General features: G+C 59.4%; 47 protein-coding genes, 1 tRNA gene and 1 pseudogene. 13 read left to right on the forward strand and 36 right to left on the reverse strand.

Features of this window, described 5'->3' with window-relative positions; genetic code table 11:
- Window positions 1-59: 59 nt before the first annotated feature.
- Window positions 60-977, reverse strand: a complete 918-nt coding sequence (locus tag AB4Y43_RS00975; RefSeq protein WP_069266417.1) for an AraC family transcriptional regulator — start codon at window positions 975-977, stop codon at window positions 60-62.
- Window positions 978-1,073: 96 nt separating this feature from the next.
- On the opposite strand from AB4Y43_RS00975, the gene AB4Y43_RS00980 reads away from it, so the two are divergent.
- From AB4Y43_RS00980 to AB4Y43_RS00990, 3 genes are all read left to right on the forward strand, one after another.
- A complete protein-coding gene (locus AB4Y43_RS00980; protein ID WP_342947271.1) occupies window positions 1,074-1,823 on the forward strand; it encodes an SDR family oxidoreductase in 750 nt (249 codons plus the stop codon).
- 19 nt (window positions 1,824-1,842) lie between these two features.
- Window positions 1,843-2,601 (forward strand): SDR family oxidoreductase, encoded by a 759-nt coding sequence (locus AB4Y43_RS00985; RefSeq protein ID WP_342947270.1) that lies wholly within the window; start codon window positions 1,843-1,845, stop codon window positions 2,599-2,601.
- 388 nt (window positions 2,602-2,989) lie between these two features.
- Window positions 2,990-3,346, forward strand: a complete 357-nt coding sequence (locus tag AB4Y43_RS00990; protein ID WP_368726754.1) for an STAS/SEC14 domain-containing protein — start codon at window positions 2,990-2,992, stop codon at window positions 3,344-3,346.
- A 207-nt stretch (window positions 3,347-3,553) separates the two neighbouring features.
- Here the strand turns inward: AB4Y43_RS00990 and AB4Y43_RS00995 are convergent.
- The 35 genes and pseudogenes from AB4Y43_RS00995 to AB4Y43_RS01165 form a co-directional block, all read right to left on the reverse strand.
- Window positions 3,554-4,060 (reverse strand): annotated as a pseudogene (locus tag AB4Y43_RS00995) (alpha/beta fold hydrolase); the annotation flags it as partial.
- A gap of 28 nt (window positions 4,061-4,088) precedes the next feature.
- Window positions 4,089-5,270 (reverse strand): DUF3596 domain-containing protein, encoded by a 1,182-nt coding sequence (locus AB4Y43_RS01000; protein WP_368726755.1) that lies wholly within the window; start codon window positions 5,268-5,270, stop codon window positions 4,089-4,091.
- Window positions 5,243-5,455, reverse strand: a complete 213-nt coding sequence (locus AB4Y43_RS01005; RefSeq protein WP_368726756.1) for an excisionase — start codon at window positions 5,453-5,455, stop codon at window positions 5,243-5,245. Before AB4Y43_RS01005 ends, AB4Y43_RS01000 begins: the two co-directional genes overlap by 28 nt.
- 189 nt (window positions 5,456-5,644) lie before the next feature.
- The gene (locus AB4Y43_RS01010; RefSeq protein WP_368726757.1) at window positions 5,645-5,809 is read right to left on the reverse strand and encodes a hypothetical protein; all 165 of its coding nucleotides are present in this window, start codon (window positions 5,807-5,809) and stop codon (window positions 5,645-5,647) included.
- On the reverse strand, window positions 5,806-5,964 hold the full coding sequence (locus AB4Y43_RS01015; RefSeq protein ID WP_368726758.1) for a hypothetical protein: 159 nt from the start codon (window positions 5,962-5,964) through the stop codon (window positions 5,806-5,808). Before AB4Y43_RS01015 ends, AB4Y43_RS01010 begins: the two co-directional genes overlap by 4 nt.
- Window positions 5,965-6,246 (reverse strand): ASCH domain-containing protein, encoded by a 282-nt coding sequence (locus AB4Y43_RS01020; protein ID WP_368726759.1) that lies wholly within the window; start codon window positions 6,244-6,246, stop codon window positions 5,965-5,967.
- The gene (locus tag AB4Y43_RS01025; protein WP_368726760.1) at window positions 6,246-6,596 is read right to left on the reverse strand and encodes a hypothetical protein; all 351 of its coding nucleotides are present in this window, start codon (window positions 6,594-6,596) and stop codon (window positions 6,246-6,248) included. Before AB4Y43_RS01025 ends, AB4Y43_RS01020 begins: the two co-directional genes overlap by 1 nt.
- Window positions 6,596-6,934, reverse strand: coding sequence for a hypothetical protein (locus AB4Y43_RS01030; RefSeq protein ID WP_368726761.1), 339 nt, complete (start codon window positions 6,932-6,934; stop codon window positions 6,596-6,598). The genes AB4Y43_RS01025 and AB4Y43_RS01030 overlap by 1 nt, the downstream gene beginning before the upstream one ends.
- Window positions 6,931-7,173, reverse strand: a complete 243-nt coding sequence (locus AB4Y43_RS01035; protein WP_368726762.1) for a hypothetical protein — start codon at window positions 7,171-7,173, stop codon at window positions 6,931-6,933. The genes AB4Y43_RS01030 and AB4Y43_RS01035 overlap by 4 nt, the downstream gene beginning before the upstream one ends.
- Window positions 7,166-7,519 carry a hypothetical protein gene (locus tag AB4Y43_RS01040; protein ID WP_368726763.1) on the reverse strand — a complete coding sequence of 118 codons (354 nt, stop codon included), beginning with the start codon at window positions 7,517-7,519 and terminating at the stop codon, window positions 7,166-7,168. The genes AB4Y43_RS01035 and AB4Y43_RS01040 overlap by 8 nt, the downstream gene beginning before the upstream one ends.
- Window positions 7,516-7,725 carry a hypothetical protein gene (locus AB4Y43_RS01045; protein ID WP_368726764.1) on the reverse strand — a complete coding sequence of 70 codons (210 nt, stop codon included), beginning with the start codon at window positions 7,723-7,725 and terminating at the stop codon, window positions 7,516-7,518. Before AB4Y43_RS01045 ends, AB4Y43_RS01040 begins: the two co-directional genes overlap by 4 nt.
- A gap of 3 nt (window positions 7,726-7,728) precedes the next feature.
- On the reverse strand, window positions 7,729-7,956 hold the full coding sequence (locus AB4Y43_RS01050; protein WP_368726765.1) for a hypothetical protein: 228 nt from the start codon (window positions 7,954-7,956) through the stop codon (window positions 7,729-7,731).
- Window positions 7,949-8,701 carry a hypothetical protein gene (locus AB4Y43_RS01055; RefSeq protein WP_368726766.1) on the reverse strand — a complete coding sequence of 251 codons (753 nt, stop codon included), beginning with the start codon at window positions 8,699-8,701 and terminating at the stop codon, window positions 7,949-7,951. The genes AB4Y43_RS01050 and AB4Y43_RS01055 overlap by 8 nt, the downstream gene beginning before the upstream one ends.
- Window positions 8,702-8,714: 13 nt before the next feature.
- The gene (locus tag AB4Y43_RS01060) at window positions 8,715-9,095 is read right to left on the reverse strand and encodes a hypothetical protein (RefSeq protein WP_368726767.1); all 381 of its coding nucleotides are present in this window, start codon (window positions 9,093-9,095) and stop codon (window positions 8,715-8,717) included.
- A gap of 96 nt (window positions 9,096-9,191) precedes the next feature.
- Window positions 9,192-9,476 carry a hypothetical protein gene (locus AB4Y43_RS01065; protein ID WP_368726768.1) on the reverse strand — a complete coding sequence of 95 codons (285 nt, stop codon included), beginning with the start codon at window positions 9,474-9,476 and terminating at the stop codon, window positions 9,192-9,194.
- 134 nt (window positions 9,477-9,610) lie between these two features.
- Window positions 9,611-10,054: a single-stranded DNA-binding protein gene (locus AB4Y43_RS01070; protein ID WP_368726769.1), complete on the reverse strand. Its 444-nt coding sequence runs from the start codon at window positions 10,052-10,054 to the stop codon at window positions 9,611-9,613.
- Window positions 10,055-10,072: 18 nt separating this feature from the next.
- Window positions 10,073-10,720 (reverse strand): lambda exonuclease family protein, encoded by a 648-nt coding sequence (locus AB4Y43_RS01075; protein WP_368726770.1) that lies wholly within the window; start codon window positions 10,718-10,720, stop codon window positions 10,073-10,075.
- Entirely contained in the window at window positions 10,717-11,511 is a 795-nt protein-coding gene (locus AB4Y43_RS01080; RefSeq protein WP_368726771.1) for an ERF family protein, read from the reverse strand. The genes AB4Y43_RS01075 and AB4Y43_RS01080 overlap by 4 nt, the downstream gene beginning before the upstream one ends.
- Window positions 11,508-12,779 (reverse strand): hypothetical protein, encoded by a 1,272-nt coding sequence (locus tag AB4Y43_RS01085; protein WP_368726772.1) that lies wholly within the window; start codon window positions 12,777-12,779, stop codon window positions 11,508-11,510. The genes AB4Y43_RS01080 and AB4Y43_RS01085 overlap by 4 nt, the downstream gene beginning before the upstream one ends.
- Window positions 12,772-13,281 (reverse strand): HNH endonuclease signature motif containing protein, encoded by a 510-nt coding sequence (locus AB4Y43_RS01090; RefSeq protein WP_368726773.1) that lies wholly within the window; start codon window positions 13,279-13,281, stop codon window positions 12,772-12,774. The genes AB4Y43_RS01085 and AB4Y43_RS01090 overlap by 8 nt, the downstream gene beginning before the upstream one ends.
- Window positions 13,278-13,475: a hypothetical protein gene (locus AB4Y43_RS01095; RefSeq protein ID WP_368726774.1), complete on the reverse strand. Its 198-nt coding sequence runs from the start codon at window positions 13,473-13,475 to the stop codon at window positions 13,278-13,280. The genes AB4Y43_RS01090 and AB4Y43_RS01095 overlap by 4 nt, the downstream gene beginning before the upstream one ends.
- Entirely contained in the window at window positions 13,475-13,636 is a 162-nt protein-coding gene (locus AB4Y43_RS01100) for a hypothetical protein (RefSeq protein WP_368726775.1), read from the reverse strand. The genes AB4Y43_RS01095 and AB4Y43_RS01100 overlap by 1 nt, the downstream gene beginning before the upstream one ends.
- Window positions 13,633-13,866, reverse strand: a complete 234-nt coding sequence (locus AB4Y43_RS01105; protein ID WP_368726776.1) for a hypothetical protein — start codon at window positions 13,864-13,866, stop codon at window positions 13,633-13,635. The genes AB4Y43_RS01100 and AB4Y43_RS01105 overlap by 4 nt, the downstream gene beginning before the upstream one ends.
- Window positions 13,863-14,075, reverse strand: coding sequence for a hypothetical protein (locus AB4Y43_RS01110; RefSeq protein ID WP_368726777.1), 213 nt, complete (start codon window positions 14,073-14,075; stop codon window positions 13,863-13,865). Before AB4Y43_RS01110 ends, AB4Y43_RS01105 begins: the two co-directional genes overlap by 4 nt.
- Window positions 14,076-14,083: 8 nt before the next feature.
- Window positions 14,084-14,503, reverse strand: coding sequence for a hypothetical protein (locus AB4Y43_RS01115; protein ID WP_368726778.1), 420 nt, complete (start codon window positions 14,501-14,503; stop codon window positions 14,084-14,086).
- Between the two features lie 436 nt (window positions 14,504-14,939).
- Window positions 14,940-15,302, reverse strand: coding sequence for a hypothetical protein (locus AB4Y43_RS01120; protein ID WP_368726779.1), 363 nt, complete (start codon window positions 15,300-15,302; stop codon window positions 14,940-14,942).
- A gap of 164 nt (window positions 15,303-15,466) precedes the next feature.
- Complete coding sequence (locus AB4Y43_RS01125) at window positions 15,467-15,589, reverse strand: type II secretion system protein (RefSeq protein ID WP_368726780.1); 123 nt, start codon at window positions 15,587-15,589, stop codon at window positions 15,467-15,469.
- A gap of 112 nt (window positions 15,590-15,701) precedes the next feature.
- Entirely contained in the window at window positions 15,702-16,049 is a 348-nt protein-coding gene (locus tag AB4Y43_RS01130; RefSeq protein WP_368726781.1) for a hypothetical protein, read from the reverse strand.
- Window positions 16,046-16,240 (reverse strand): hypothetical protein, encoded by a 195-nt coding sequence (locus AB4Y43_RS01135; protein ID WP_368726782.1) that lies wholly within the window; start codon window positions 16,238-16,240, stop codon window positions 16,046-16,048. The genes AB4Y43_RS01130 and AB4Y43_RS01135 overlap by 4 nt, the downstream gene beginning before the upstream one ends.
- A gap of 3 nt (window positions 16,241-16,243) precedes the next feature.
- Complete coding sequence (locus AB4Y43_RS01140) at window positions 16,244-16,441, reverse strand: hypothetical protein (RefSeq protein WP_368726783.1); 198 nt, start codon at window positions 16,439-16,441, stop codon at window positions 16,244-16,246.
- 9 nt (window positions 16,442-16,450) lie between these two features.
- On the reverse strand, window positions 16,451-17,044 hold the full coding sequence (locus AB4Y43_RS01145; protein ID WP_368726784.1) for a hypothetical protein: 594 nt from the start codon (window positions 17,042-17,044) through the stop codon (window positions 16,451-16,453).
- Window positions 17,045-17,178: 134 nt separating this feature from the next.
- Window positions 17,179-17,508 carry a hypothetical protein gene (locus AB4Y43_RS01150; RefSeq protein WP_368726785.1) on the reverse strand — a complete coding sequence of 110 codons (330 nt, stop codon included), beginning with the start codon at window positions 17,506-17,508 and terminating at the stop codon, window positions 17,179-17,181.
- 371 nt (window positions 17,509-17,879) lie between these two features.
- Window positions 17,880-17,963 (reverse strand) — tRNA-OTHER (locus AB4Y43_RS01155).
- Window positions 17,964-18,541: 578 nt separating this feature from the next.
- Window positions 18,542-19,342 (reverse strand): LexA family protein, encoded by an 801-nt coding sequence (locus tag AB4Y43_RS01160; RefSeq protein ID WP_368726786.1) that lies wholly within the window; start codon window positions 19,340-19,342, stop codon window positions 18,542-18,544.
- A gap of 108 nt (window positions 19,343-19,450) precedes the next feature.
- The gene (locus AB4Y43_RS01165) at window positions 19,451-20,392 is read right to left on the reverse strand and encodes a hypothetical protein (protein WP_368726787.1); all 942 of its coding nucleotides are present in this window, start codon (window positions 20,390-20,392) and stop codon (window positions 19,451-19,453) included.
- A gap of 107 nt (window positions 20,393-20,499) precedes the next feature.
- On the opposite strand from AB4Y43_RS01165, the gene AB4Y43_RS01170 reads away from it, so the two are divergent.
- The 10 genes from AB4Y43_RS01170 (at window position 20,500) to AB4Y43_RS01215 (ending at window position 25,957) form a co-directional block, all read left to right on the forward strand.
- The gene (locus AB4Y43_RS01170) at window positions 20,500-20,964 is read left to right on the forward strand and encodes a hypothetical protein (protein ID WP_368726788.1); all 465 of its coding nucleotides are present in this window, start codon (window positions 20,500-20,502) and stop codon (window positions 20,962-20,964) included.
- On the forward strand, window positions 20,961-21,122 hold the full coding sequence (locus AB4Y43_RS01175; protein WP_368726789.1) for a hypothetical protein: 162 nt from the start codon (window positions 20,961-20,963) through the stop codon (window positions 21,120-21,122). Before AB4Y43_RS01170 ends, AB4Y43_RS01175 begins: the two co-directional genes overlap by 4 nt.
- A gap of 9 nt (window positions 21,123-21,131) precedes the next feature.
- Window positions 21,132-22,019 carry a replication protein gene (locus AB4Y43_RS01180; RefSeq protein WP_368726790.1) on the forward strand — a complete coding sequence of 296 codons (888 nt, stop codon included), beginning with the start codon at window positions 21,132-21,134 and terminating at the stop codon, window positions 22,017-22,019.
- Between the two features lie 2 nt (window positions 22,020-22,021).
- A complete protein-coding gene (locus AB4Y43_RS01185) occupies window positions 22,022-23,806 on the forward strand; it encodes a toprim domain-containing protein (RefSeq protein ID WP_368726791.1) in 1,785 nt (594 codons plus the stop codon).
- A complete protein-coding gene (locus AB4Y43_RS01190; protein ID WP_368726792.1) occupies window positions 23,803-24,207 on the forward strand; it encodes a hypothetical protein in 405 nt (134 codons plus the stop codon). The genes AB4Y43_RS01185 and AB4Y43_RS01190 overlap by 4 nt, the downstream gene beginning before the upstream one ends.
- On the forward strand, window positions 24,207-24,365 hold the full coding sequence (locus AB4Y43_RS01195) for a hypothetical protein (RefSeq protein ID WP_368726793.1): 159 nt from the start codon (window positions 24,207-24,209) through the stop codon (window positions 24,363-24,365). The genes AB4Y43_RS01190 and AB4Y43_RS01195 overlap by 1 nt, the downstream gene beginning before the upstream one ends.
- An 89-nt stretch (window positions 24,366-24,454) precedes the next feature.
- The gene (locus tag AB4Y43_RS01200; protein WP_368726794.1) at window positions 24,455-24,754 is read left to right on the forward strand and encodes a DUF1064 domain-containing protein; all 300 of its coding nucleotides are present in this window, start codon (window positions 24,455-24,457) and stop codon (window positions 24,752-24,754) included.
- An 11-nt stretch (window positions 24,755-24,765) separates the two neighbouring features.
- Window positions 24,766-25,242, forward strand: coding sequence for a single-stranded DNA-binding protein (ssb, locus tag AB4Y43_RS01205; RefSeq protein WP_368726795.1), 477 nt, complete (start codon window positions 24,766-24,768; stop codon window positions 25,240-25,242).
- Window positions 25,243-25,253: 11 nt separating this feature from the next.
- Entirely contained in the window at window positions 25,254-25,631 is a 378-nt protein-coding gene (locus tag AB4Y43_RS01210) for a hypothetical protein (RefSeq protein WP_368726796.1), read from the forward strand.
- Complete coding sequence (locus AB4Y43_RS01215; protein WP_368726797.1) at window positions 25,628-25,957, forward strand: hypothetical protein; 330 nt, start codon at window positions 25,628-25,630, stop codon at window positions 25,955-25,957. Before AB4Y43_RS01210 ends, AB4Y43_RS01215 begins: the two co-directional genes overlap by 4 nt.
- Window positions 25,958-25,966 lie beyond the last annotated feature (9 nt).

The raw sequence follows: 25,966 nt of genomic DNA on the forward strand, positions 1-25,966 counted from the left end.
AGTACCGCCTGGAAATTTGCCGACGCGAACAGCCCTCCCGGCAACCCGCTCGCGCCTGCTTACGCGCCATCCGGGGCCACCTGCTCCTCACGCGCGTACTGCGTAGGCGGCCGGCCGACGTGCCGCGTAAAGGCAACGCTGAACGTGCTGGCCGAGCTGTAGCCGACAAGTTGCGCAATCTCGGCGATACGGCCGTGATTGCGACGCAACAGGTCCTTCGCGAGCGCCATGCGCCAGGTCAGCAAGTATTCCATCGGCGCGACGCCGACTGCGCGGCTGAAGCGTTCGAAAAACGTCGAACGTGAGAGCGCGGCCTCCTTCGCGAGCGCGGCAACCGTCCACGGCTTCGTCGGGTGCTCGTGCATCTCCCGGATCGCGGCCGCGAGGCGGCTGTCGGAGAGTCCGCGCACGAGCCCCGGTGGCGCATACGTTCCCGCCGTGGATCGCAGTGCTTCGATGAGCAGCACTTCCAGCAGGCGAGAGAGCACCACTTCACGCGCAGGCCGCTGCGCTCTCGATTCCTCGCGCACGAGCTTGACGAGTGTGGCCAGCCGTTCCTGGCCGCGGACATGCACGAGTTGCGGCAGCAGCGAAACCAGCAAAGATGAATCCGGCGACCCGAAGCTGCAGTGGCCCGCCACCATGCGCGAATCGACCGGGTGGTCCGCGGCGCCGATTCTGAATTCATTGTTGCCCAGCGCGACGGGCGTCACTGGCTCGACGTCCGGCGGGGGAGGCTCGAGGCTGCTCACCTCGATGCCATAGGACGCAGGAATCAGGACGAAGTCGCCGGCCACGAGTTCGAGCGGCGCGTGATCGTCGATCGTGATGCAGCACCCGCCATCGAGGATGACGCAATAGAAAGGCTCGCCCGCACCCGAACGACTGATGCGCCAGGGGCCGGCGCCGAGGACGAGTTTGGAGAAGCGCGCACTCGGCTGCAGCAGCGTCACGACTTCAGCCAACGGATCGATCATGGCCGGACTCCTGCAAACGAAATTCGGACCTTTGATTGTAGCAAGTACGGTCTGCGCGATCTATCGTATGGACACACGCAAACCAAAGGAGATTCCATGCAAACCGTGCTGATCACCGGCTGCTCGTCCGGCTTCGGGCTCGAGATCGCCCGCTACTTCCTGGCCCGTGACTGGCGGGTCGTCGCCACGATGCGTACGCCGCGTGACGACGTGCTGCCGCCTTCGGAACATCTGCGCGTGCTGGCGCTCGACGTCACGAAGCCGGAAAGCATACGCGCGGCCGTCATGGCTGCGGGCCCGATCGACGTCCTCGTCAACAATGCGGGCTTTGGCGCGGCGTCCCCGGCTGAGCTTGTTCCGATCGACGCCGTGCGCGAGGTCTTCGAGACCAACACGTTCGGCACGATCGCGGTGACGCAAGCCGTGCTGCCCCAGTTCCGCGCGCGCAAGGCCGGCGTCGTCGTGAACGTTACGTCGAGCGTGACGCTGAAGGCGCTGCCGCTGATCGGCGCGTACCGCGCGAGCAAGGCGGCGGTGAACGCGTTCACCGAGTCGATGGCGCTCGAACTCGAACCGTTCGGCGTGCGAGTGCGCCTCGTGCTACCAGGCCGTTCGCTGGAGACGCGCTTTGGAGAGAACGCGCGTGCCCACATCCACGGCTTCGACAATGAGGCCTATGCGGGTCTCGTCAAAGAAGTCATCGCGCGTCTGGAGGACACGGCGTCCCCGCTCACCCAGGCACAGGACGTCGCCGAAGCCGTGTGGCGCGCGGCGACCGATCCCTCGACTCCGATGCACATTCCCGCCGGTGCCGATGCACAGGCGTGGGCAGCTGAGGCGAGCTAATCAACACCAGGAGATTTGCATGCAGGACAATGTCATCGCGCTCGTCACCGGCGCCAATCAGGGAATCGGTCTGCAGATCGCGAAGGATCTCGCGTCACACGGCCTCACGGTGCTCGTCGGGTCGCGCAATTTCGAACGCGGTGAGGCCGCGGCCAGGGAGATTGGGCCGAACGCGCGTGCGCTCCAGCTCGACGTGACGGATCAGGCTTCGATCGCCGCCGCCGCGCAGCGCATTCGCGACGAGCATGGCCGCCTCGACGTGCTCGTCAACAACGCCGCGATTTCGAGCACGAACCGGCAGCCCGGCCAGTCCGTGGAGGACTTCGCGAAGACCACCCGCCCGAGCAATGTCTCTTTCGACGAAATGCGCGCGGTGTGGGACACCAACGTGTTCGGCGTGCTGGCCGTTTATCAGGCGATGCTGCCGCTCCTGCGCAAATCGATGGCCGCCTGCATCCTCAACGTGTCGAGTGGTGTGGGATCGCTCACGACAAACTCGGACCCTGCGTTCCCGTGGCGCTCGATCTTCGGTCCGGTGTACCCCGCGTCCAAGACGGCGCTCAACGCATTGACCGTTGCCATGGCGATCGAACTGGAACCGGAGGGCATCAGGGTCAACGCCGTTTCGCCGGGCTACACGCGCACGAACCTGAACGGCTTCACCGGCACGGAGACCGTCGAGGAAGGTGCCCGCGAAGCGGTACGCGTCATTCTGCTGGGTCCGAACGGCCCGTCGGGGACATTCACCCGCTGGGAAAATCAGACGATTCCGTGGTGAACGAGGGGCCGCCGCTGAAGCACCCTCATTAAAAGCGACGCGGCCGATCTAGCCCAGACTGCAGCGCACCGCAAGATTCCCTAATTTTGTTGTTGCGCCGTGTCGACACGAAGCGCCGCTATTTTTTTCGGCTAGATGAATGTCACACAGCTTGAGTAATCTGGCTATGCGCCTGCACACGGAATAGCCCCCGTCAGGTGCCCCCCTCGGCCGCGTCCCTGTATGCGGCTTTTTTTATGCACTGCAAACATTTGAGGCGGCTTTCAAAAGGCACACCACTTTCTTGCGGGCAGCATGGCGCATGAAAAGGGGTACTATGAAAGTGCTGTCGAACGCCAGGCCTCGCCGCGCCTGAGCGTGTAACGTCTCCTTACCATGGGGGCCCGCCATGATCCAGTATCACTCCACTCCCGATTCGCCCGTCGTCGAAATCACCGTCGAAGGCAAAATCACCGACCACGATTTGCGCGAAGCCATCGAGCGCATGCGTGGCGATCTTGAACTGAACGGGAAAACCCGTGTGCTCGAACGCATCGAGCATTTCAGCGGTATCGAGCCAAAGGCGCTGTGGACCGACATGACGCTAGGCGTGTCCGTCGCCCGCAAGGTCACGCGCGCCGCGGTGGTGGCCGATGCGGCCTGGATTCGCGCCTCGATGAATTTGGCGCGATTCTTTACCAAGGCTGAAATCAAGGCGTTCCACGTCAACGAGCTGGAACAGGCGCGTGCCTGGATCAACGCGTGAACGTCGCCTGCAACCGCACGCTTCGGACGGTGGGCGGCGAGGAGCCGCCCACTGTTCCCCAACGTCGGATTGACTGATTTCGCAGTCACGATGCGTTTCGCCTTCATGGCAGCAGGCAGCGCCGTATCGAGGACGGCGTGGACACAATTTATTCCGGCAGATCGACGAAGGGTCGCCAAGTACCGCCAAGCCCCCTGCGCGTAGCGCCTATCGACAGAACCGCAAAATCGCATCGGCAACGTCCTTTGGCGCTTCGCGCTGCGGGAAGTGGCCTACGCCATCGAGTACCTTCCTCTCATACCGTCCAACGAACAACGACTCCCGCCCGCTGGAACTATCGGGATGGTTGCAGGTGTCCGCGCCGCCGTGCAGCACCAACGTTGCGACCGACAGCCTCGGCGCGGGATTCAGACGCGCCTCATCCTCGGCATAGGCAGGGTCGCCGTCGACAAAGCCCCAACGGTGCCGGTAGCTATGAAGCACGACCTCTGCCCAATCGTCGCCCTCGAATGCCTGCGCCGCTTCGTCGAAGTCGGCCGGCGCATACCAGCCAGCCGGCGCCCAGGTATCCCACATCTGCCGGGCGAAAGCCTCACGTTCGTCCCGCACCACGCGAGCGCCTCGCGGCGTCGCCATGAACCAGTGGTACCAGTAATTGCGCACCTGCTGCAGGGTCAGCATCTGGTTCGGATCATTGGTACCGTATCCCACGGACGAAAAGCCGGAGCGCCTGTAAACACGGTCACTTGCCGCCTTTCGCTTTTTCTCTGGGACTTTCCAGGGACAATGACGCCTCCAGTCGGGCCATCTCAATCTCGTTCTGCGAGCCGTCCAGCCACTTCGCGTAGGTGCTCAGAAACATCTCCACACTGTGGCCCATCTGGCGCGCGCAGAAGGCCGGCGTCATGCCCGCCATGAGCATCGCTGTGGCGTAGCTGTGGCGCATGTTGTACGGGCGCCGGTAGCGCATTCCGATGCGTTTGAGCATGCGCTCCCAATAGGTGTGCAGGAACGTGTCCTCAGCCCGCCATGGCTTGTTGTGGCGCGGATCGTGGAACACGCGGCCACCTGTCACCTGGGTAAGTGCGCGTTGCCGCTTGATTGCTGCGAGCGCGCGACTGTTCAGGATGACGGTTCGAGCCACCGCGGTCTTGGTGTGGTCCTTTTCCTTGCCATTGACAACAGTCGATGCCACGAGGATAGAGCCAGACGCAAGGTCAACATTCCGCCAATCGAGGCCCAGGATTTCGGAAGTTCTCAGCCCGGTCCAGAACCAGAACTCGATCATGTTGTGAACGTGCCCCGCATGGGCGCGCAATGCCTCGGCGATGATCCGCTCGCTTTCCTCCCGCGAAAACGGATCTGGTGGCGACTTCTGGTGCTTGGCTTTCGGCACCTTCAGGGCGGGATTGGTCGGGATCAGTTTTTCTTCGACGGCGAGCGCGAGAGCCTGCCTCAACACGTTCATGTAGTTGTTGATCGTCTTCCCGCTCAGATACGATCGGCTCGCGATTGCCGTCAGGATGTGCGTCAGTCTCAACGACTTGATGGACTTCGGCCCGATCTTGTTTCCGACTTCATCGCTGGCAGCCCCGCACCAGAAGTTGATCGCCGCCGCGTAGCCCTTGCGCGTCGAATCCTCAATGCGCTGGGTGGCGATCCAGGAGTTGAGCCAGCTCTCAACGGTCAAATTGCCTGTGCCGCCGCTGGCCGGGAAGTATTCGACAAAACTGAATGTATCGGTGCGGATGCGCTCGCAGATCTCGATAATCAGACGGTTTGCATACTTGATGTTTGCGGGCGTGGGAGCCAGCGGCCTGCCGTCGACCATCAACGTAGGCCGTTGGCGCTTCCCGTCTATTGTGAAGTGCAGACGTATGGACTTCTCGCGGATCTCTACGCCGCCTGTCGTCTTTCCACCCATGACTGGTAACCCTTGAGCGAGATAAAAATGCCGCCATCAGGCGAGCGGCGAAACTCCCGGCCCTCGATCCACTTACCCTCTTGGATCTTTCGGCGGATCGCCTTCTCCGTGAGACCCGTAATTATGGCAGCAAGCGCGACCGTCACATACGGAGCGGGCGCAACTTGCGCGGTCAATGCTTCCATGTTCTTTCCTTATGATGGACCACCATTCGGCGGTCGCGGCTAAGATCTTCTGCAACGCTGCTTCCATTCAGTATCTGGACATCCACCTAATTCGAGCCTTGCCGCACCTACAGCAGTAGCCCGGCTGGAAGTAGTCGCCCTTGTCGTTACTGGTGACGCTCTCCCAGATCCATTTGTGCCAGCAGAGATTCATACCGCCTCTCCTTGTTTCTCGATGTCCTCAACCAACTCAAGCGCCCACAACAGCGCTGCGCCAGTGCGAGGCCCATACATGCCGTTGTCCAGGCAGTAGCGGAGTTCGTCTTTCAGCGCGCCAAGGTCGGTTGCGCCGGTCGGTTGGTTTTCGCTCGTCATTCCGCCTCCGAATCGTCGCGCTCCAGTTCCATGCGCAACTTGAACATTTGATACAGATCCTCGACGGTGACGTTATCCCAATCGCCCTCGACGACGACGCGATGGCCGTAGCCGCGGAAGAAGTTGTCGACAAGACTATTTCCCACGTTGCTCATTCAAGGCCCCACAAAAATAGCAAACACGCGCACAGGCTCAGGCCCGAAGTGCGGATGCTGGATGGTTTGTTCGACATACCCGCGCCACGGCTTCAGAATGCGCCGCTCCCAATCGTCAGCCTTCGGATAGCCCAGCGTCAGGACGATGCGACCGTAGTGGCGATGCTCCAGACGCTTGCGCCAGTAGTCCGTGCATAGGCGGTATTCCTCGACCTTCTCGCCGCTCTTGATGGCGTCGAAGTATTCGCGCTTGAGGGGGAGGGTTAGGGTTGGTAGTTCCATCAATCCACCTCAAATTCGTATGCGCGCTCGGGCTTCGCGAACTTGTCGCGCCAGTACTCAGCATCGCCCTTGCCGCGCCTAGCATGGACATAAGCCCATGTGCCGGGAATGCAGCCGTATGACAGCCATGCGCGGAACTCGGCGCGCGTCAGTTCTTCCGCCTCGGCCAAATCCCATGACCACCACTGGCTGGACTCGGCTTTCTTCTTCCGGCAGATCGTCACGGTGTCGGGCGTCACATCCAGAACGACGCAGACCCAATTGCACATTTCCTCCCACATGTCGCCGACCTGCGGCTCCTGCAGGTGCGCCTCGTTGAGCGCCTTCATTGCTTCGATGTCGCGACCCATTACCCCTCCTTCTGCGCGAGAGCGGTCATAAAAGCAAGCAGGAAATCCTCTCCCAGGTCCGGCCCGAAGATTCGCCACTGGCCGGCCGAATTGATCAGCGCCAGGCACCCGCCGACTCCGTGCGGCTCCAATCGCCAACCGTTCGGTATGCGCTCCCCCGCCCGCTCACACATCTCCCCTATCACCCGCGACTGCTGCGATACTCGCGATTCGAGGGTGGCTAGCATGGCGGATTGGGTTTCGAGTTCGCGGATCGCCTCTTCGATGTAACGCTTCGCCATCGGCGGCGCAAGTGAGTCGATGTAATGGCGCAACCGTTTAATCAGTTCGTCGGTCATGCGCCCTCCTTTGGCGCGAGTGCCGCCTTTGCGGCTTGCAGCACCTGGTTCCGGTCATGCGCCCACGGCTCGGCGTAGTAATAAATCGGGAACACGCGGACAAACTCTTTCGTCATCAAATCAAGGTGAGTTTCCAACTCGGTAATCCGTGCGGCTTGCTGCTTGACTGCTCGATCCTTCGCGCGCAGCGAATCCGCATAGGCGTCTAGTTGGTCGTACAGGGCGTCTAGGTCATCCATTGTTCCCTCCCTCTGCTTTGGCTAGGGCTAGAATAGCGTTGGCACACTCTTCGGCGCTATCCGACTTCCCCTCGATGGCCGGATCTGCTCGACCGCCCTCCAGTCCCGTATAGGGCAAATGTCCCTTGTACAGATTCCAGTAATCGGCGGCGATTCGATCACATGCTTTGGTCGCATCTTCCAGCGCCACAGCCCGCGATGCTTGCCAAGCCGTCCACGCGTCGGCCACTCCCGCTGCGTGGACGTAATCTGGGCCGTACCCGTCTAACAGTTTCTTGGCGAACGCGCGGTGCTCCTCGGGTACATCTTTCAACCACCACGCCTCGAATTGTTCTCGTGTGCTCACGATCCCTCCGGGGCGGCGCTCCGCTCTATGCGCTCGATAAACCACTCAAGCTCGGCCGTCACGTATCTGCTTCCGTACGCCGAAAACTTGTGATGTCTGATCAACACTGTGGCGCCCGTTTTCTCGAAAATAAAACCAGTTGACACAGCGGATGCTCCCGGCAGCCGAAAATGCCATGTGTCGCCAACCTGTACGTCGTCAAGCATTGGTTATCTCCAATTCGGCCTGCGCGCAGCAGCCATTCGCGCCATACGAGTGTTGTGGTTGTAGTAGCCAGCCGACGCGTCGTCGCGCTCTCGATCCGTCATGCCTTCGAAGAACGGATAGACGTCCTTGCTGCAACGCGGGCACTTCTGCTGATAGTCGAGGATCGCCGCCTGACAGCACGTCGTGAAGAATGTGCTATTGGTTGGGCTGCTGTAGAAGACGCTAGGCATTGTTGCCTCCATTACGCGCAAGCCAATCACGCAAAATATCCGCGTCGTCGTGAATCCCATTCGTCTCGTACAGCGCGCGCATTGAATCCACGGCTTCACGAACTTCCTCGGGAACAGACGCTGCCCGTTCAATCGCCAACGACGACTCAACATTGCGGCAAGAGATGCGAGCCCACGTCACCTCGTTCTCGTCGCTCACGATCACGTTGACGAAGCGCAGGTCAAGATTGCGGCGGAAACAGGCGTCGGTGGCTTCGAGGGTGGGTTGGGGTGTGGTGGCGGGTTGCGGTGCTGCTCCGCTCCATTTCGCGTCATGGCTAGGTGCCAGGAAACTGCCGCTCCATCCGTTCTGTTCGCCGCAGTCGCATTTCGGTTGGCGGCTGCCCAACGTCTTGGGGTCGAGCGAATACCGACCGCAGTATGAACAACGCGCAATTGCGCCCTCATCATGCTGAAGCGTGGCAGGGATGCCGTTCAATGGCTTCACGTCGGCTTCGCTGATCGGCGCTACCGCGGCAGGGGCGACGGGAGCGGCGTAGAGCTTGCGCCGGTTGCTTGGCTGTCGCTCGGCGTAGTACTCGGGCGTCACGTCTACGTAGCACATTAGCGCCTCTTCCCACACCTGATAGATCGGCGTCTGCGCCGCACCTGAAGCAAGAGCCGCATCCCATCCCGCTTGAAAATCATCCAGTTCCACTACGCGCTCAGCATTGGCGGCTGCGTAGGCTTGATCGAATGTCGTCATTAGTTGATCCTTGTTAGGCTGAGCGAGCGGCACGGAGGGCGGTAGCATTGCGACGGCGCATGATGTCGCGCCGGTACGCCCCAAAAAGCAGTGATGGCGCTTCCTCGCGATACTCGCGCAGGCACTCCACAGCCTCCGCTATCAACTCGCCGATGGAGCAGACCCGGAAACAGGGAATGTGCGCCTTGACGTTCGCCTCGAAGTCAATGCAGCGCTGGCAGGTTTTGAAGCATTCGAAGCGCCCTTCCCATTTACCGGATCTGCGCTGGTAGTTCTCTCCGCGCGAGATGGTTCCGAGGCATTCGCAGCAACGATGCTCGCGCCGCGCCTTAACCATACTTTCCGTGTAGAAGGTCGGCAATTCGTCATAGTCGATATCGCAGTAGCAACTCATGCTCATCTCGAAATGCCCCCGCCACAGCGGAAGCGTGGAATAGAAAGCCGCGCCAGAATGCGACGCGGGAAAGCCCGGAGGGCTGAGGAGATAGGGTTAGACGAACATCGCCAGACAGTCGAGCCCGCCGTCATACCGAACGCCGCAGCGCGCTAGCTCGCACACTTGATCTTCGGTGATGACCGCTGCCAGTTCGTCCATATCGACGTCGAGATAGATCTCGTCGTGTTCGGCGGCACTCACCATGTCGCGGTCGCCGGGACAAAGTTGGTTGAGCAGGATGAAGGCGTGAAGGTCGGGACGGCTGCTCAACTTGTCCTGGACTCGCTCAAATTCACCGTACTCGTCTTCAAACTTCTCGAAGGTGTCGTAGAGGTTCATGCTTTCCTCGAATAAAAAGTGCGGGCAGCCTCACCCGCAAAAGTAGCGCAAGCTACCGGCAAGAAAAGGTGCCCCTGTGCCGCGTTTTCACGGAGATTCGGGGTTTCATCCGTGCGGCACTGAGGCGGTAATCGTCAGAACGGGACGTCATCCGCCATATCATCGAAGCCGCCGCCCGCAGGAATGTTCTGCTGGGCTTGGCGCTGCTGCGGTGCCGGGCGCTGTTGCTGGCGTTGCTGCGGCTGCGGCGCAGCTTGGGGAGGGCTCCCGGCTAGGTCGATTGCGATAATGCGCGCGGCCAACTTCACGCCCTCGCCGCCTCCCTGCTTCTGGAACGTCTCGACGTGTGCATCTTCCAGCGACACGGTGACGAGCGTTCCCTTCGTGAGATACGGCGCGAGCGCTTCGGCGCGTTTTCCCCACAGCGCTCCGTCAACCCACTGCGTCGGCTTCTTGCCGTCGTCGCCCTTGCGACCATAGCTGAACGCCAGCGAAACGCTTGCGACGGCATCGCCGTTCGTGGTGTTCCGCACTTCCACATCTCGGCCAACTCGGGCCAGTCCAAATATCTGAATCATGTTCGCTCTTGTGTAAGGTTATGCGGCCATCGCCGCGATCTGCTTGTGCGTGGCGTCAACTTCCATCAGGAACTGACGAAGCTCGGCCTCGTACTCTTTAATCAGTGCTTCGTCACGCTCCCAGCGGAATATGAACAACTGAAGCTTTCCCGGCATGTCGGGATCGAACGACACGAAGTCGACAAACTCCGCACCAGTGACGAGCATGTTGTGCAGCACCTGGTTCTGGTACGTCGGCGGCACGCGCTGCTCAAGCAGGTACTTGAAGTGCGTTTTCGACTTCGGACACTTCGCCTCCCACAGGCCAAGGCGACCGGCATCCTCGAGCAAGCCATCGGGACTACACCCGGCCATGATGTCTTCGCGATAGACGAAGCCGCACTGCTCGACCGTAATCCCGGTGACGATCTCGTAACGCATCCGGGCGAAGGGCTCGCGCTCGTGGCCGCGGTCGGTATCGTCGTTCGAAAACTCATCGGCGCACGGCTTGACCAGCAGGCGCTCAAGGGCCAACTGCACGCGGTAATCAGCACGCGTGGCGGCTTCGCCGGATTTGACCTTGGCCGTGATCGCCGCAGCCTTCGAGCCGGTCGCACGACCGCAGCGATCCGCGAACCACTCGGGCGTGTTTTGCGGATGCTCCGAGACGATGAAATTTCGCTTCATTGATTGCTCCCTTCGAGGTCGGCGCGTTTCTTGTCTGCCATCGCCTTGAACTGATTCCAGCCCTTGACATCCTTGACGGCTTCGAACGCTGCGCCGGCCAATGCTCGGACGCGGCGCACGTCGTCGGCTGTCGTGGCTTCCAGTAGTTGGCTCTCGTACTTCATGAAAACTTCGTCGGGATTGCCCTGCGGCACCTTCCCGTTGCCGTCGTCATCGTCCATCTGCTCCGACAGACCGGTGATCGCCTTCAGCGTGTAGCGCTCCAGGTACGTCTTCGTGCTGGCGCGGGCTTGGATTGCGTTCTTCGCGCCGCCCGCGTCGGGAGGGCCGCCCATCGACACGCTTTCCTCGTGGCCGTTGACGTGGCGCAGGTAGCACGTGACTTCCATCCAGTCCTTCGTGTCCTGCGTCAGCTTCCAGGACGACGAAAGGCCGTACTTCGAGAGAGCGGGCGTGACGGCGTTCACGACGTCGTGCAGCTCTGCGTAGCTCTTTCCTTTGAGCGGGCCGTCCGTGACCTTGCGGCCCTTCAGGATCATGACCGACTCAGCCTTGAACGCTGCAAATGCCGCGTCGAAAGCTCGCTTCGCCTCCTTGGCTTCCCAGCGCTCTTGGAGATCCATCAATTGAGAAAGGCGATCCAAGTCCGCCCCCTGCTCGACCGCGATCCGCAGAAGATCTGCCGGCGTCGCCGCAGCGACTGCGCGGGTCTGTTGGACTGCGGGCGGCTTCGCCGTGACCGGCGTGACCTCTTCGATTTCGGTGATGTCTGCCATCGTTGCTGTTTTCATGCTGCTTTCTCCATTTGGTTAGCTGCGACGTTCGCGGCAGCGAAATGCTCATCCGCTGCGTCGTAGTCGAATTTCTTCATCCACTGCATGACGTCGCCGATGACGACGCCGTAGTGATTCGCCAGTACCTTGACCATCTCGACGTCGCCGGGTCCATTGATGGCAAACTGTTCGCGCTCGCGGCGGATTTGCTCCTGCTCGGCGGCGCGGCGCTCCGCTTCGATTCTTGCGGCTTCGGCGCGCGCTACTGCCTCGGCTTCTTCGCGCTTGCGCCGCTCTTCCGCCTCAATCGCTGCCAGACGCTCGCGCTCGATGCGCTCCTGTTCCGCCTTAGCCGCAGCAATCTCAGCCTGCTGGCGCTCGATCTCGCGGCGCTGCTCGTCAAGTTGGCGCTGGGCCTCTTCGCGCGCGGCACGCAACTTCGCCTCCTCGGCTTCGCGTTGCTTTCGGAGTTCGGCTTCGTGCGCCTCGCGTTCCGCCCGCAGACGGGCTTCCTCTGCCTCGCGGGCCACGCGGGCAACACGTTCCGCCTCTGCACGTTCGGCGGCGGCTTTGCGCTCCCGCTCGGCGGCTTCGGCACGCTCGCGCTCAAGCTGGGCACGTTCCGCAGCCAAGCGGGCGGCTTCGGCGGCACGCTGGCGCTCCAACTCCTCGCGCTCAGCCAGGATGCGCTTCTGTTCATCTTCGTGCGCCACCTGCGCCGACAGCATCTCGCCCAGCTTCTGCACGGCCGCGATCTTGACCATCTGGCTTTCGCCCGCGAATTCCGCGAACGCTTCCAGCGTGATCTCGACTGCCTCCAGGCTCTCAATCGCCGCTGCGATGGTTTGCGACTGCTTGCCTACCAGCATGGCCGGGATAGCCTGCACTTCGGCGATGCGCTTACGGATGCCATCGACCCTAGCCTTCTCGGCAGCGGCCTTCGCTGCCTTCTCGCGCTCGATCTCGGCATCCCACGCGTCGCGTAGACCTTGCAACCTTGTCTCTTCCGGCTCAGTCAGCGCCACCAGCCGCCTTTCCTCGGCGATGACCGCCTTGGAAAACGCCGTTGCATCCTCGCGCGCTGCCTTGGCTGCCTTCTCGATGGCGACGCGCGCATTCTTGAGCGTCATCATTGCGCCGTGACACTGCTCACGCCCGTCCTTGTTCTTAACTTCCGTGATCGTCACCGTCTTGGCGACCAGTTCGCGGATTTCCTGCTCGTACTTCGGTGCGCCCAGCGCGACCGAAGCGCGTTCTGGCAGGGTCAATGTTTTTTCTTCACTCACTTTTCGACTCCATCGGTTCGTTTAATAGATCATTTGACACGTGAGCCCAGATCTTCCCGTTCTTAATCTGAGATATGGCACCCTGACTCGTGCCATATTTCTTGGCGATTACCCTCTGACTATCTGTGTCAGCCCGTATTGCCAAGATCTGTTCATCCGTCCATCGAGCCGTGACATTTTGTTCGCCTCTCTGAGGGGTGCCAGCACGAAATCTTCCCTTTTTGATTTTGTCGCGCGTGTTCTCAAGATCGGTTCCCAAGAACAAGTGGTGAGGGTTGCAACATTCAGGGATATCGCATCGGTGGCAAACCAACAAGCCGCTGGGGATCGGTCCTACAAACGATAAATATGAAGTTCTGTGCGACGAGTTGCTTTTCCCATCCCACCAAATCTTTCCGTATCCATCGCTGTTTGTGTAGAACATCCAAATCCAGCAGCCGGTTTCGGTTATCTTTTCGCAGCGATCTTCGATCCTCTTAGCTAGTTCACTTAGCGGCCTCATGCCACCACCTTCGGGCTCAATTCCGGCTGATAGTGCCCGTCGTAGTCCTTCGCCAGCAGCCAGCGCGAGCCCAGCGCCTTGATGGCTTGCAGGCGCTTCGATTCGTTGACCGCTGCGAGCCGTTCGTCGGGCGAGAGAAGCGTCTCTATGTGGCGCAGATCGTCTCCGCGCTGCGGTGTACGGAACGTGTTCATTATTTGACTCCCAATGCGTGCCAAATCAGGTTTAGAAATCCGGGTATCTCTTCGAGCGCCAGCAATACCAGGAGCGCCGCAGCGCTTCCGATGCAAACTCCCATGTGAATCGCGCGGATCTTTTTGAATCGCATGTCGTCGGCGGTAAATTCGTTCGTCATTTGTGGTCTCCACAGTGGCTCGCACCGCTATTGCCGGGGCCGAGCGCTTTAGAGCAGGATGAGCAGAAGGTTTCGGAGAAACGGGGCAAGCACAGAATGGCCTGCCGCAGAAAGGTGCAGGTCGCCTCGGCGGAATATGGGCCATGTTCTTCGACGCTGCGGAGCATGTTCACAAGGATCTCGCGCGCCTCTTGAATGTCCTCTGCCTGTTCGTCGGTAATCGTGCTCATACCACCGCCTCCCTTCTATCCTTCGCAAACCACCGCTCCAGCACCGCCGATTCAACCGGAACCGGCAGGATCGAGCCGTGATAGTCCACGTATGCCTTGAGACTGCCGCCCGCATCTTCGTAGACGGTTAGATCGTGTTCGGTTTCGCTGATCAGACGGTGCGATGGGTCGTCCATCAGGTGAATGCAGATTCGGACTACGGGGGTCATGTCACACCTCAATCTGTGTAGGCGACATACTTAAACTTCCCGTCGCCGAAGTATGCGAATCGGCCGCCGAACGTGCCGCGCACCTTTTCTTCAACCTGTGCACGTGTTGCATCCGGCGGATAGACGCCTTCCTTGATCATCGAGAAGTGCGTGTGCGCCTTGCTGTGCCAGTCGATCTTTGTCGGATCGAGTCCGCGCGGTCGCCAAGCTTCGTAGACGTGGCTCTTCGTGTTGACCGTCACCACGTAGTCGTTTAGCGGCTGCTCTTCCGCTTCCCAATCGCAATCGGGACAGTGCAGGTATGTGGACGTACACGCGTGGCATGGTGGGCTTATGTGGCAGGAACAGTTGTCAGGCTTCGTGAATTCGATGCGCCCTTCGCAGCCGTCGCGACCGCAAATCTCGCCTTCTTCATGGCCGATAGTCATATGGACTCCAAAATTGTGTGTGGATATCCCTGGCGAATGGCTACGGCTTGCATTGGCATTCGTCAGGGCGCCCGTGCGCAGGGCCAGCGGCTCGCTATGGAAGCTCCACCCGGGTCGTCAGGCCCGGCAGTGTGCTGCGACACGTGTGCTATGGTGGCCGTCACCTGGTTAGCGAGGGTGGGAATCTCCTCAACCATCGGGCAGTAACTAAGTCCCATGCGGTCTTTCGTGCCGCTTTCACGGGCCGAATCAGCCTTGGGGTTATGCGTCGATTACTTCATGGCGGCACCCTCCGCAAAGTATTCCCGGTCGTTCGGCTGGCCGGGATTCGCCGTCAAATGGCCCGGCTCCGCCTTGGCCGGAAACTTCCTTCGGTCTCGTCCTTGAGCGTTGCACCCGAAGGTCTCGCGCTATGGGGACTGCTCCGGGCGGTTGCTCAGTCGTACCAGCCAGAACGCTCGAGTTCTTCCTCGGCCTCTTGGTTGGCTCGGGTGATGCACGGCACGCACACGTCATAGACGCGCCCATACATGCCCTCTTCGTAGTCTCGGCGCGGCCTCAGCTTGTCGGCATGCTTGCCGCACCAGTCGCACACGCCACCCTGCGGTGTATCGCGGTACGCTTTCCATTCGCCATGGCACTCGTCGCACATGTCGATCAGCTCGCAGCCGAACGAATCCGTCTCGCCCTGAACGCGATGCGTGGCCGGTCGGTCGGGATGGTCGTCGCACATGACGCCAGCGGGCACAGAATGATGCGCGCCGGGAAGCGTCGAAATCGGGCCAGTCGTGTCAGCCATTGTTGTTCTCCGGTTATTCCCACCACTCGTACCCTGCGCCGTCGCAATGTACGCAGGGCGTAATCCCATCGTTCATTGGATCGCCGCCCGTTCCATCGCAAACCGGGCATAAACACCCATTGCCGGTGTCATCGAAGATTTCGTCGTCGGGGTCCATGTCGCTCTCACCAGAATTTCGCAATGAAGTGCCCAAGCACCAGCAACACGCCACCGGCCATCGCGAGACATGAAACAAAGATGATCGCGACCAAAGCCTCGATCAGCGTAAATCCGCGTTGCTTTCTCACACTTCCTCCGTCTGCCTGCGCGCATCCCTTAGCATCCGCCCTACAGCGCTACCGAGAGCCAATGCAAACACGGTGTAGATAGCGCCGATGGTGATGCCGATGTATAGGTGGCTCATGATTGCTCCTTGGTGGCGGCGAGAATGGCGTTCAGTTCGGCAGAGAGCCGTTGCGCTGCCATATCCCACTCGGAGGCTGGCCCCGTCTCGCCGTCGTAGCCGTCTTGAGTCAACGTCACGGCGTAGGACAGGCATTGCGCGGCTTCGCGGATGGTTTCGCGTTGCTCGTCGGTCAGCGTGGCTTGCGGGGTAGCGCGGACGTATGTCAGGATGGCCTGATAAAGCATCCGATCCTGTAGCTCTGTGTTCGTCCCCATAGCCGCTCGCGCTGCGTGGAACGCCTCTTCATCGAGTGGAGGCAACTCGCGCAGGTGCCATGCGTATTGTTCGTGTGCAGCAGTCATTTATGATCTCCATCCGCAAGCATTGGAAGCTGCGGCAGTTCCGGGATGCCGTTCGGCAAATAGTGACGTTCCCACTCTTCGATGCTGCGGAATGCTTTGCCGCCCCGCTGCCCCTCCAACCGCTCCCGCGCTTCCCGCAGCATGGCCGTTGCGATGGCTGAGGAGTCAGGGTTGTATTCGTGGTCGCACATCGTTTAGTCCTCATCCGTGTCGATAATGTCGAGAAGATCCAAATCCGGCTCAGTCAACGCCCGGCATTTGGTGAGGCGCAGGCCTGAACGCATTAGCTGGAGGCCTTCTAATGCCGCCTGATGCGAGCTGAATCGCCCGGTCCATTTGTCATTCACATAGAGCGTGCCGTCTACGACGGTCATTGGCTGCATCCAATCCATGTTTGCCTCCTAAATCAATGGAATCCAATCCAATGGACCGAGCAATTCAGGTCTGTTATGTTTGGACCGGTTAATCTTCTGCGGTATGACGCGGATGTTGAACCAGGTATGAAAACCACACACCCATTTGGATTTCATCGGGACGATATGGTCAATCTCCCATGCGATTCCCGTCATCTTGGTTCGTCTTTTAAAGAGATCGATGGCCTCCGTGAAGGCCAATTCGTCCAACTCCCCAAACCACTTTGGAATGCACCCCAGCCCTCTCGCACGCGACAAATCTCTCGTGTATTTGGCGAAATGGGGGTTCTTCGCGCGGTATCTTCTGGACGCTGCGGCAGACACTTCCGGATGCGCTTTTCGATATTTAACCGAGGCTATCGCGCGTTTTTCGCTATTTCTCCGGTTGTAATCCCTTTGCGATGCTTGTTGCTGCTCGCGATTGTTTTCGTAGAATTTTTTATTTCGGGCGAGCTTGCAAGTAACGCAATGAGTATCGCCAACGAATCGCTCTGAGATATGGCCGTGCTTGCATGGTTTGCCGGTGAAATATCTGGGCAAGCCTCTCGCTCGCGCCTCTGTAAGCGATATAAATTCGCCCATGATTGCCTCACTGGTAGGTGCAACGCGACATATCAACCGTTCTGAGATAGCGCCACCGGCCGCCGAATAGCGCATATTCCGAGTAGATCCAAGCCGCCGCCTCGTGCGGGCGGATTACTGTGTGGACTTGCATTTCAGCCTCCAGCGATGAATGCTTCGATTCGGTCGGCGACTTCGGCGGCGGTGGTCAGATCGCCATTCGGATAGTCAGGCCCGTAAAACAGGTGCCCGCTCTGCACGCTATCGATCTCGAAAAACCGCTCAACCGCCCACCAGGATTCATCGCCCTGGAAGGCGGGCATCCCATCGGAAAGCCACAAGCCTTGTTCGTTGAAGATGGGATTCAGGCATGCATGCCCTACCGCGCACGCAGCCGTTCCGCAGTCCCAATTCGTGATATCGAACTTCTCTTCCGGCAACCCGCGCAGCATCGTCACCATCCGCTGCAAGCGTTCTACGTGCATGATCGTCTCCATAGGAGTACTTAGCGCTAATCGCGCGAGTTGAAATTGGTGCCGGTTACCCTCGTCCGGCGACGCGCTCTCATGGCGTCGGGTGGACCGTCCTTTCCGGCCTGCCAGCACGATAATTTCGCCTGTGCGGCGCCACGTCACAGCCACCCCATGCGTCAAGACGTGGACTTCGCATGGAGCCGCCCTATCTACCGGGCGCTACGGGATTTCGATAATTCGTGCCGGTCTATTCCCGACCGCCACCACCGCAATTCGCACTATTGCTTGCCGATCCTCGTATCTAGGCCCGCGCGGGAAATAGATTCTCGACTCATGCTGGGTATTGGTGGATTCCCTCTGCTCTTTGCTATTGCAGTGTTCACGGCTGGGGGCTGGATTCGAACCAACGACCTCCGGCGCATCGCCGCGGTTACCCCGGTGCTCTGCCTGGCTGAGCTACCCCATGCGTGAACATTGCGCGTGACGGCCCTGCTACACCCTTGTTATCGGCTCAGGGTCCGTCACGGTTTGAAACTGTCTGCTACCCTTCCCGGGCTTTCTGCTAGTTCGCTGATTACCAGGCCATCGGCGTCCGTCGGCCCCTTTCGGAAGCATCCCCGTCGATACGGTTCAGCCATTTCAACCTTTCCAGCTACTCACGCGGTTGGTAGGACGTGTGTGCGCTCGGGCCGAAGCCGTGGCACCTTGTATCCATGAAGCAGTGTCGAATGTCGTCAGGCGCGGCGCCCTTATGGGTCGCGGTGGCTTCGCGAGCCCGCCACCTCCGTTATGCTCAAGGCCGGGAGAAGGCGCCGCCCTGACTAACACTCGACTGCTGCGTTGTTAAAGAGCACCGCTCACTGTCACTGAGCGTCGCGCCGTTGCGCTGGGTGTTGCTAGGTATGGGATGAATATTACCCGCCGGGTGTCTCAATAGCAACCCTGCGGGTGTTATCTTTTGATTGATTCTAACTACCATACGGGGAGTAATGATAGGAATTAAAAAGCCCGCGAGCGCGGGCTTGGGTGGGAAGCTCTAACTAATTCAGCGTTTCCGATATTGCCGGTGCTCGACCATCACACCGATAACGCGCAGATGATCGCGCTCACTATGCAGGGTGGGATAGTCGTCATTCAGTGGAACCAGTTCAAAAATCATGTCTCCACGCACGTCCGAACCGCGCGGCCTGTATTTTTTGAAAGTCGCCTCCTCGTTTGTATTCTTCGCAACCACGAAATCTCCGGGCAGCGGCTCGACTTCCGGGTCGATAATTACGACGTCGCCCTCCGAAAATCTATCTCGCATAGAGTCCCCTTTGATGCGCAGCGCGAAGGTTCCGTTCGATACATCGAGATCCGCAAGGATCACCTCGAAACCATCCCCCAGGGCGAAGGGGTCCATCGCTTCCGTCATCATACCGGCCTGCACGTAGCTAATAATAGGGATGCGGCGTTGACCGGTGGGAGCGGGCGCCACGTTCTGGTCGTATTCGTCCCGACCCACCCCGCTAAGGTTATTCCTGCCCGCTGTAGGTAATTCCTTAATCACTGCAGACTTTGAGTGCTTGATTGCCGAATCATGCGTCGCAGATGTGTGTTTAACGGCGGCGCGCGTGCGCAGGTATAACCCTCGGTCCGAATCCATCCAGAACTCGGGCAGCTCGAGCGTCTGCTCAATGCGCCTGGCGGATGCGCTGCTCATATTTTTACGGCCGGCAGTCCAATGGTTCACCATCGTCGGTCTTTCGTAACCTAACCGGCGTGATAGCTCACTCTCATTGCCCTCGCAGCGCTCATCTATGAGGATTTCGAGGTTTTCGCGGCGAATGTCGTCGATTGATTTCATGGTCGCCATTAGGACACATTACACCTAATAGGTAAATTTCCCCTTAGGGGAGTAAAAAGGCTTGACAGCACCCTACGGGTAGTAGATGATGGGTGCATGGCTACGAATTCACACCCCACCGACTTCAAGACCTTCTACCGCTCGCTGGATCGTGAGCGAAAGCAGCAGTTCGCCAAGGAGGTCGGCACCACGATCCGGTACATCGAGACCCATCTCGTCTACGCGAGAAAGATACCGGGGCCGAAGCTCATGGAAAGCCTCTATGCGGCATGCATACGCTTCGGTGCTGATTTTAGCAAAGCCGACCTGGTGACTTTCTTCTACGAGCCGAACAAGGATCGCGAGGTCAAGTGCGGGACGATGGATCGCGCGGCCAGTAGTGATGACGTACAGCCGCCAGTCGGTGGCTCGAGCGACAAGCTCGTTGAATCGCGGATGGTGGGCTAAATGCAATCCCAATACTTTCGCACCCGTTATTGGAGTGGTGGCAGCCTCGCTGGAAGCGCGGTCGCATCCGCCAGAAGGAAAGGTATCCTCGCCAACCCGAAGTTGTTTGATTGTAGAGACTGCGGCCGCGCCGCTACAGAATACGATCATCGAGACTACAACAAACCACTCAATGTCGAACCCGTCTGCCGGTCGTGCAATGCGCTTCGCGGTCGCGCAATCCCCAAAATCTGGGAGCCCGAGGCTGCGCTCGCTTACGGGCGAACGCTTCTGACCAATCATCCGTCGTGGCATTGCCTCACATTTTTCTACTCGTTCGGCGACATCAGATATTTGAACAAGGTTTGGCACCTGAAAAACCTTGAGGGCGTTCAGAGCATCGCGATAGCTCTCTGGCGCGGCTCTGACGGGATGGTAAGCCTGAGCGATCTCGCGCCCGAAATCTTCACAGTGGAAGAGATTGCCGAGATCGAACGAGAGTATTGCGAGACCGCCTAGCGGCATAGCGTTTCGATTAGACAAATAGTAGTACGAATGACCAATCCGACCAGCGTTGCTGGCGCAAACAAAAAGCAGTTCACCGGGAAACTGGGGGTAGTTCATAAGTTGTAGATGCCTGAGAGAGATGGAACTGAACTGGTTCCATTTTTGTTTCTGAGGGATATGCAACTCAATGCATCCGCCTGCAATCACCCGCAAGGAGAAACGCCATGCAACGCGAACTACCGGCTCTAGGCGAGCCCCGCAAGGTAAAGGACGTACCGATGGACCTGCTGAAGATGTGCGAGGACGAGCTTGACGCTGTGCGGCTGTGCATCCAGCTCAGCGGGTACACGCATGAGTACATCGCGAAGACGCTGCAGATCGACAAGGGGCATTTTTCCCGTATCGTCAGCGGCTCGGTAGGTTATCCGACCCATAAGCGCCTGAAGTTGATGCGCATGAACGGCAACTACGCGCCGGTCCAGTACGAGTGTAATGAGTTGGGCCTGGTGCCTGTGCCGTTCGCAGAGTACGAGCGTCTACTGAAGGCCGACGAAGAACTCAAGGCTGTCAAGGCTGGATCAGCCGCCGCGGAACAGCAGGCAAAGATCGGCGAACTGGAAAGCAAATGCGCCGCGCTGGAGGCTGCGCTGGCCGCGATGCTTACCTCTTCTATAAAGGTAGCGGCATGAAACGCGATTTATTCAACATCAAACCCGATCAGCAGCGCGAGCAAGATCGCATGGCGGAGAACATCGCGAAGCTGAGCGATCCGAAGGCGAAGAAACAGCAGGCGCACATGCTCTGCCGTTCCCTCGTGGCGATGATCAAGGCCAAGAAGGTTAGATAAGGCTGAAATGTGCAAGACGAGACTCCGCAACTCGAGGACGGATACACCCGAATCGCGAACGAACTGTTCGAAGCGATTCTCGGGTTCGGCTTCACCCAGCGGCAGCTTCTTGTTTTGTTGACGGTGCTTCGCAAGACCTACGGGTACGGGAAGAAGGAGGACGACATGTCGGCGGGGCAGATCGGGCAAATGTGCGGCGTTAAACGCAATCACGTTTCCGAAGTTATCGGCCAGCTCGCAGGCATGAATGTGCTCACCCGGCGTCCTGGCGTCTACGGATTGGTCGTTGGCATCAACAAGAATTATCGCCGCTGGGTAGTCCCAAATCGGGACACCCTGTCCCAAATCGGGACTACCACATCTAGTACGGAGGATGTCGATTTGGACACAACTGGTAGTAGTCCTAAATCGGGACTAGTCCTAAATCGGGACTCAAGTAGTCCCGAATCGGGACAGGTCGATAGTCCCAATTCGGGACACACAAAAGAAAACCTTCCAAAAGAAACACAAAAGGAGCGCGCGCAAAAAAATCCGGAGTTCGAAGAGGCGTGGAGGCTGTACCCGGAGCGTGATGGTGGAGATTCGAAAGCGAAGGCATTGAAGGCTTGGAATGCACGAATTCGTGAAGGCAAAACGGCCGCCGAGATGACCGCCGGCCTGAAGCGGTACATCGCGTATCTCACGAAAAAGGGTGACATCGGTACGCAGTACGTGAAGCAGGCGGCGACTTTCTTCGGGCCGGATGGGCACTACACCGAAGCCTGGGGCCAAAAGATTGGCTCCGATGCCGATTGGTGGATCGCGGCGGGCTTCGACAAGGAATGGAAGGCGACGAACGCGGGCTGCACGAGATCGAACGCGCACCAGTGGCGCGACGGGAAACGGATTAAGGGGTGAGCATGGATGCTCGAGAACTGTCGGCTCTGATGGCGGATAACGCGGCGATGATCGCCCAGCATCTGCTCCCCCAGGGCAAGAAGGTTGCGAAGGAGTGGAAAGCCGGAAGCGTGTCGGGCGAGCCCGGTCAGTCGTTGTCTGTGTGCCTGACCGGCGCCAAGCGCGGCGTCTGGAAGGATTTCAACGGCGGCGCATCGGGCGACATGCTCGAGCTCTGGGTGCAGTGCCGCGCCCTGTCAATCGCCGAAGCGATGCGCGAGGCCAAGCAGTTCCTCGGCGTTCAGGACACGATGCCGCGTCGCGAGATGCCCGCGTACAAGCGCCCCGCCAAGGCGAAGCGCCAGTCCCCGCAGGGCGCGCTCGGCGAATGGTTCTCGACCCGCGGCATTACCGCTGCGACGCTCGAGGCGTTCCGCGTGGGTGAACAGGATCGTAACGGCACCATCTATGCCCTCTTCCCGTACATTCGCGAAGGCGAGTTGATCAACGTCAAGTATCGCAACATCGCGGACAAGAAGGACATGCGTCAAGAGGGCGGCGCGGAGCCTTGCCTGTTCGGCTGGCACCTGATCGATCCGAAGAAGCGCGGCATCGCCATTACCGAAGGCGAGCTAGACGCCATGAGCCTGTATCAGGTCGGCATCCCCGCCCTGTCTGTCAATGCCGGCGCTGGCAATCACCAATGGATCGACAACGACTGGAACCGCCTCGAGCGCTTCAGCGAAATCTATCTCTGCTACGACAACGACGAAGCGGGCCAGAAGGGCGCGAAGGAAGTAGCTAACCGGCTCGGCCTGGATCGCTGCAAGGTTGTCGTGTTCCCGAAAAAGGATGCGAACGATTTTCTTCTGACCGGCGCGACGCAGGACGATTTCAAGAAGCACTTCGCCCAGGCCAAGACGTTTGACCCCGAAGAATTGCGCTCCATGGCCGACTTCTGGTCGGGCGTGAAATCTCTCTTCTACCCGGCTCACGAAGAAGATGTAACGCCATACCTGACGTTCTGCGGCGTTGGTCAAACGTGGTTTGAGTTCCGCAACGGCGAATTGACCATCTGGACCGGTTACAACGGCCATGGCAAGTCTCTCCTGCTCAATCAGGTTCTGCTGGGCCTGATGACCCAAGGCGAGCGCGTATGTGTGTTCTCTGGCGAGATGAAGCCGGAGATGCAGGGCAAACGCATGGCCAAACAACTCGGCGGCGTGGATCGCCCGACGCACCGCTACCTGGATGCGATGGGCGAATGGCTGCGCGACCGCATGTGGATTTTCGATCTGCTCGGCACCGCATCGATCGATCGACTCCTGACCGTATTTGCGTACGCGTTCAAGCGCTACGGCATCCGCCACTTCGTAATCGACAGTCTGATGATGACGGACGTACCCGAGGACGGCGCTGGCGCAATGAGCGCCCAGAAGGACGCCATGCGCAAACTGGCGACGTTCGCTCGAGGCATGAACGTTCACGTTCACCTTGTCGCTCACCCGCGCAAAGGACAGGACGAGAAGCGCTCGCCCGGAAAGATGGACGTGTCGGGTAGCGGAAAGTTGACCGATGCGGCAGACAACGTGTTCTCGGTCTGGTCGGCCCAGAAGGAAGATGGCGACACGAGCACCGAGGAACCGGATGCCTATCTGACGCTCTGGAAGTCCCGCAACGGCGAAACCCAACATCGCGCGCTGGCCCTCTTCTTCAATAAGGCTTGCATGCAATTCAGTACCGACGATTCTCGCCGGGCCTATCACTACCTCGACTTTAGCGAACAGCAAATTGGAGAAACAGCATGAGCGGAGCAACTGCAGCATTGGAAATCCTTCGCCAAAAGGGCATGAAGGTACGGGCAGACCGTCAGCCGGTCGATACGCGCACGACACTGGAAAAGTTCGGAACTGTCTGGTTGATCGACTTCGAGGCGTTCTCGGCAGAACTCAGTTTCCATAAGAATCAGCCGGCTGTGACCTTGATAACGCACGATCAACTCCCGCTGCGCAAGACATATTCACTGGCCAGTTTTATTAGCGTTCTCTGTCGCAATCACGACTTCTTCGCACAGATGGTTGACGGCAGCGAACCGCGGCGGATCAGTCTTGTGAGGGTCCACGATCTGGTTGAGCGTGCCATGTATTACCTCGACGACGTCGGAATTGTTGAAGCCGTGTTCCAAGAGCATCCGGAAATTCCCTTCTAATGATCCACGATCCCGCGCGCCTCGCCGAAGTGATCGACGAGATTATCGACTGGACCCTTGAGCAGCGCCGCTCGTACATCGCGAACCTCGAACGAGCATTCGGCCCCGCAGCAGCACAACAGATTCGAGACGCGCTGACAGAGCGCTGGAACCAGTAAAGAGGCCCCACCAATTGAACCAGAGAGCGATATCGCTAGGTAGTTCTACTAAGCGCATGCAAGCGCTAGGCCGATTGAAGGCTGGCGCGATGAACAAGACCGAAGCGGCCTACGACAAGACGCTGGCCGACCGTAAGCACGCTGGCGAAGTCGCCTGGTATCGCTTCGAGGGGATCAAGTTGCGCCTCGCCGACAACACGTTTTACACGCCTGACTTTGCCGCGATGCTGGCCGATGGTGCGATGGAGTGCCACGAAGTGAAGGGGTTCTGGCAAGACGACGCCAGAGCAAAGATCAAGATCGCTGCGGACCAATACCCGTTCCGGTTTGTTGCGGTCAAGGCGAAAACGAAAAAGGATGGCGGCGGATGGGCCGTCGAGGAATTTTAAGGAGAAACGAAATGGCATCTTTGAACCGCGTAGAAATCATCGGCAACCTCGGCAACGATCCGGAACTTAGGTACTTGCCCAATGGTGACGCCGTTGCATCAATCAGTGTCGCCACGACCGAGAAGTGGAAGGACAAGCAATCTGGCGAAATGAAGGAGAGCGTCGAATGGCATCGCGTCAGCCTCTGGCGTCGCCTTGGCGAGATCGCTGGCGAGTACCTGAAGAAAGGTAGTCAGGTCTATATCGCCGGCAAGCTGCAAACGCGCAAGTGGCAGGACAAGGACGGCCAGGATCGGTACACCACCGAGATCGTCGCCAGCGAACTCCTGATGCTCGGCGACCGCCGCGATGGCCCGCGCAGCAACGATACCGAACAGCCGAGCCGTCAGCGCCAACAGCGCCCCTCCCAACGGGGTCAGCCCACGCGCGGCAATCAGGCGCCTGCCGGTGGCGGGTTCGATGAAATGGATTCGGATATTCCCTTCTGACGGAGATCGACATGGGCCACCCATTCAAACTCAACAAGACCGCCAACCGTATCGTGGAGTTTGTGCGCACGCAGCCTGGCAAGACGAAGCGCGGAATTGCGGCTGGGCTGCACCTGTCCGACAGCACCATTGAAGGCTATATCGGGCCGCTCAAGATCCATGGCTATATCGAGGCGGATCACAGCAACCCGCCGCGCTACGTCCCGGCCTGCGAAGTCAAGGCGCCTGTTGAATCGGATGGCCCGGTCTATGTATTGGCTCGCGCAATGTACGCGATGGTTTCGGTCGGATTCAATCGCGGACCTCTGACGGCATCACTGGGGCAATGCACTCTCCCCAGCCGCATCTATCGCCAATCGATGGACGTCGACAACCTGGAGGCCGCATGACAGCCGCAGAGCAAATCGTCTCCTACCTGCAGGAGCACGGCAAAGCGACTCGCCCGGAGCTTGAGCGCGTATTCGGCCTGTACGAAAAGACGGTCGATAGCGCGATCCGCAAGCTGGAGCGACTGGGTTTCATCGAGCGCACCGGCAAGACGCCGCGAGTGCCGCGCCGCAAGTGTGCCGTGGTCTTTTCGCTCACCGGCGAGCCGATTGATGCAGCCAAGGTCGGGCGCACTCTTGTTCGCCACGGAAAAGCGGAAGCCGCACGCGAACACTCTTTCGACGCACTCAACAACGCGATGCGTGGATTCTTTGGGGGTGCCGCATGAATGGCCTGC

The organism is Paraburkholderia sp. BR10872 (genome assembly GCF_040965835.1).
Lineage (GTDB): Bacteria > Pseudomonadota > Gammaproteobacteria > Burkholderiales > Burkholderiaceae > Paraburkholderia > Paraburkholderia nodosa_A.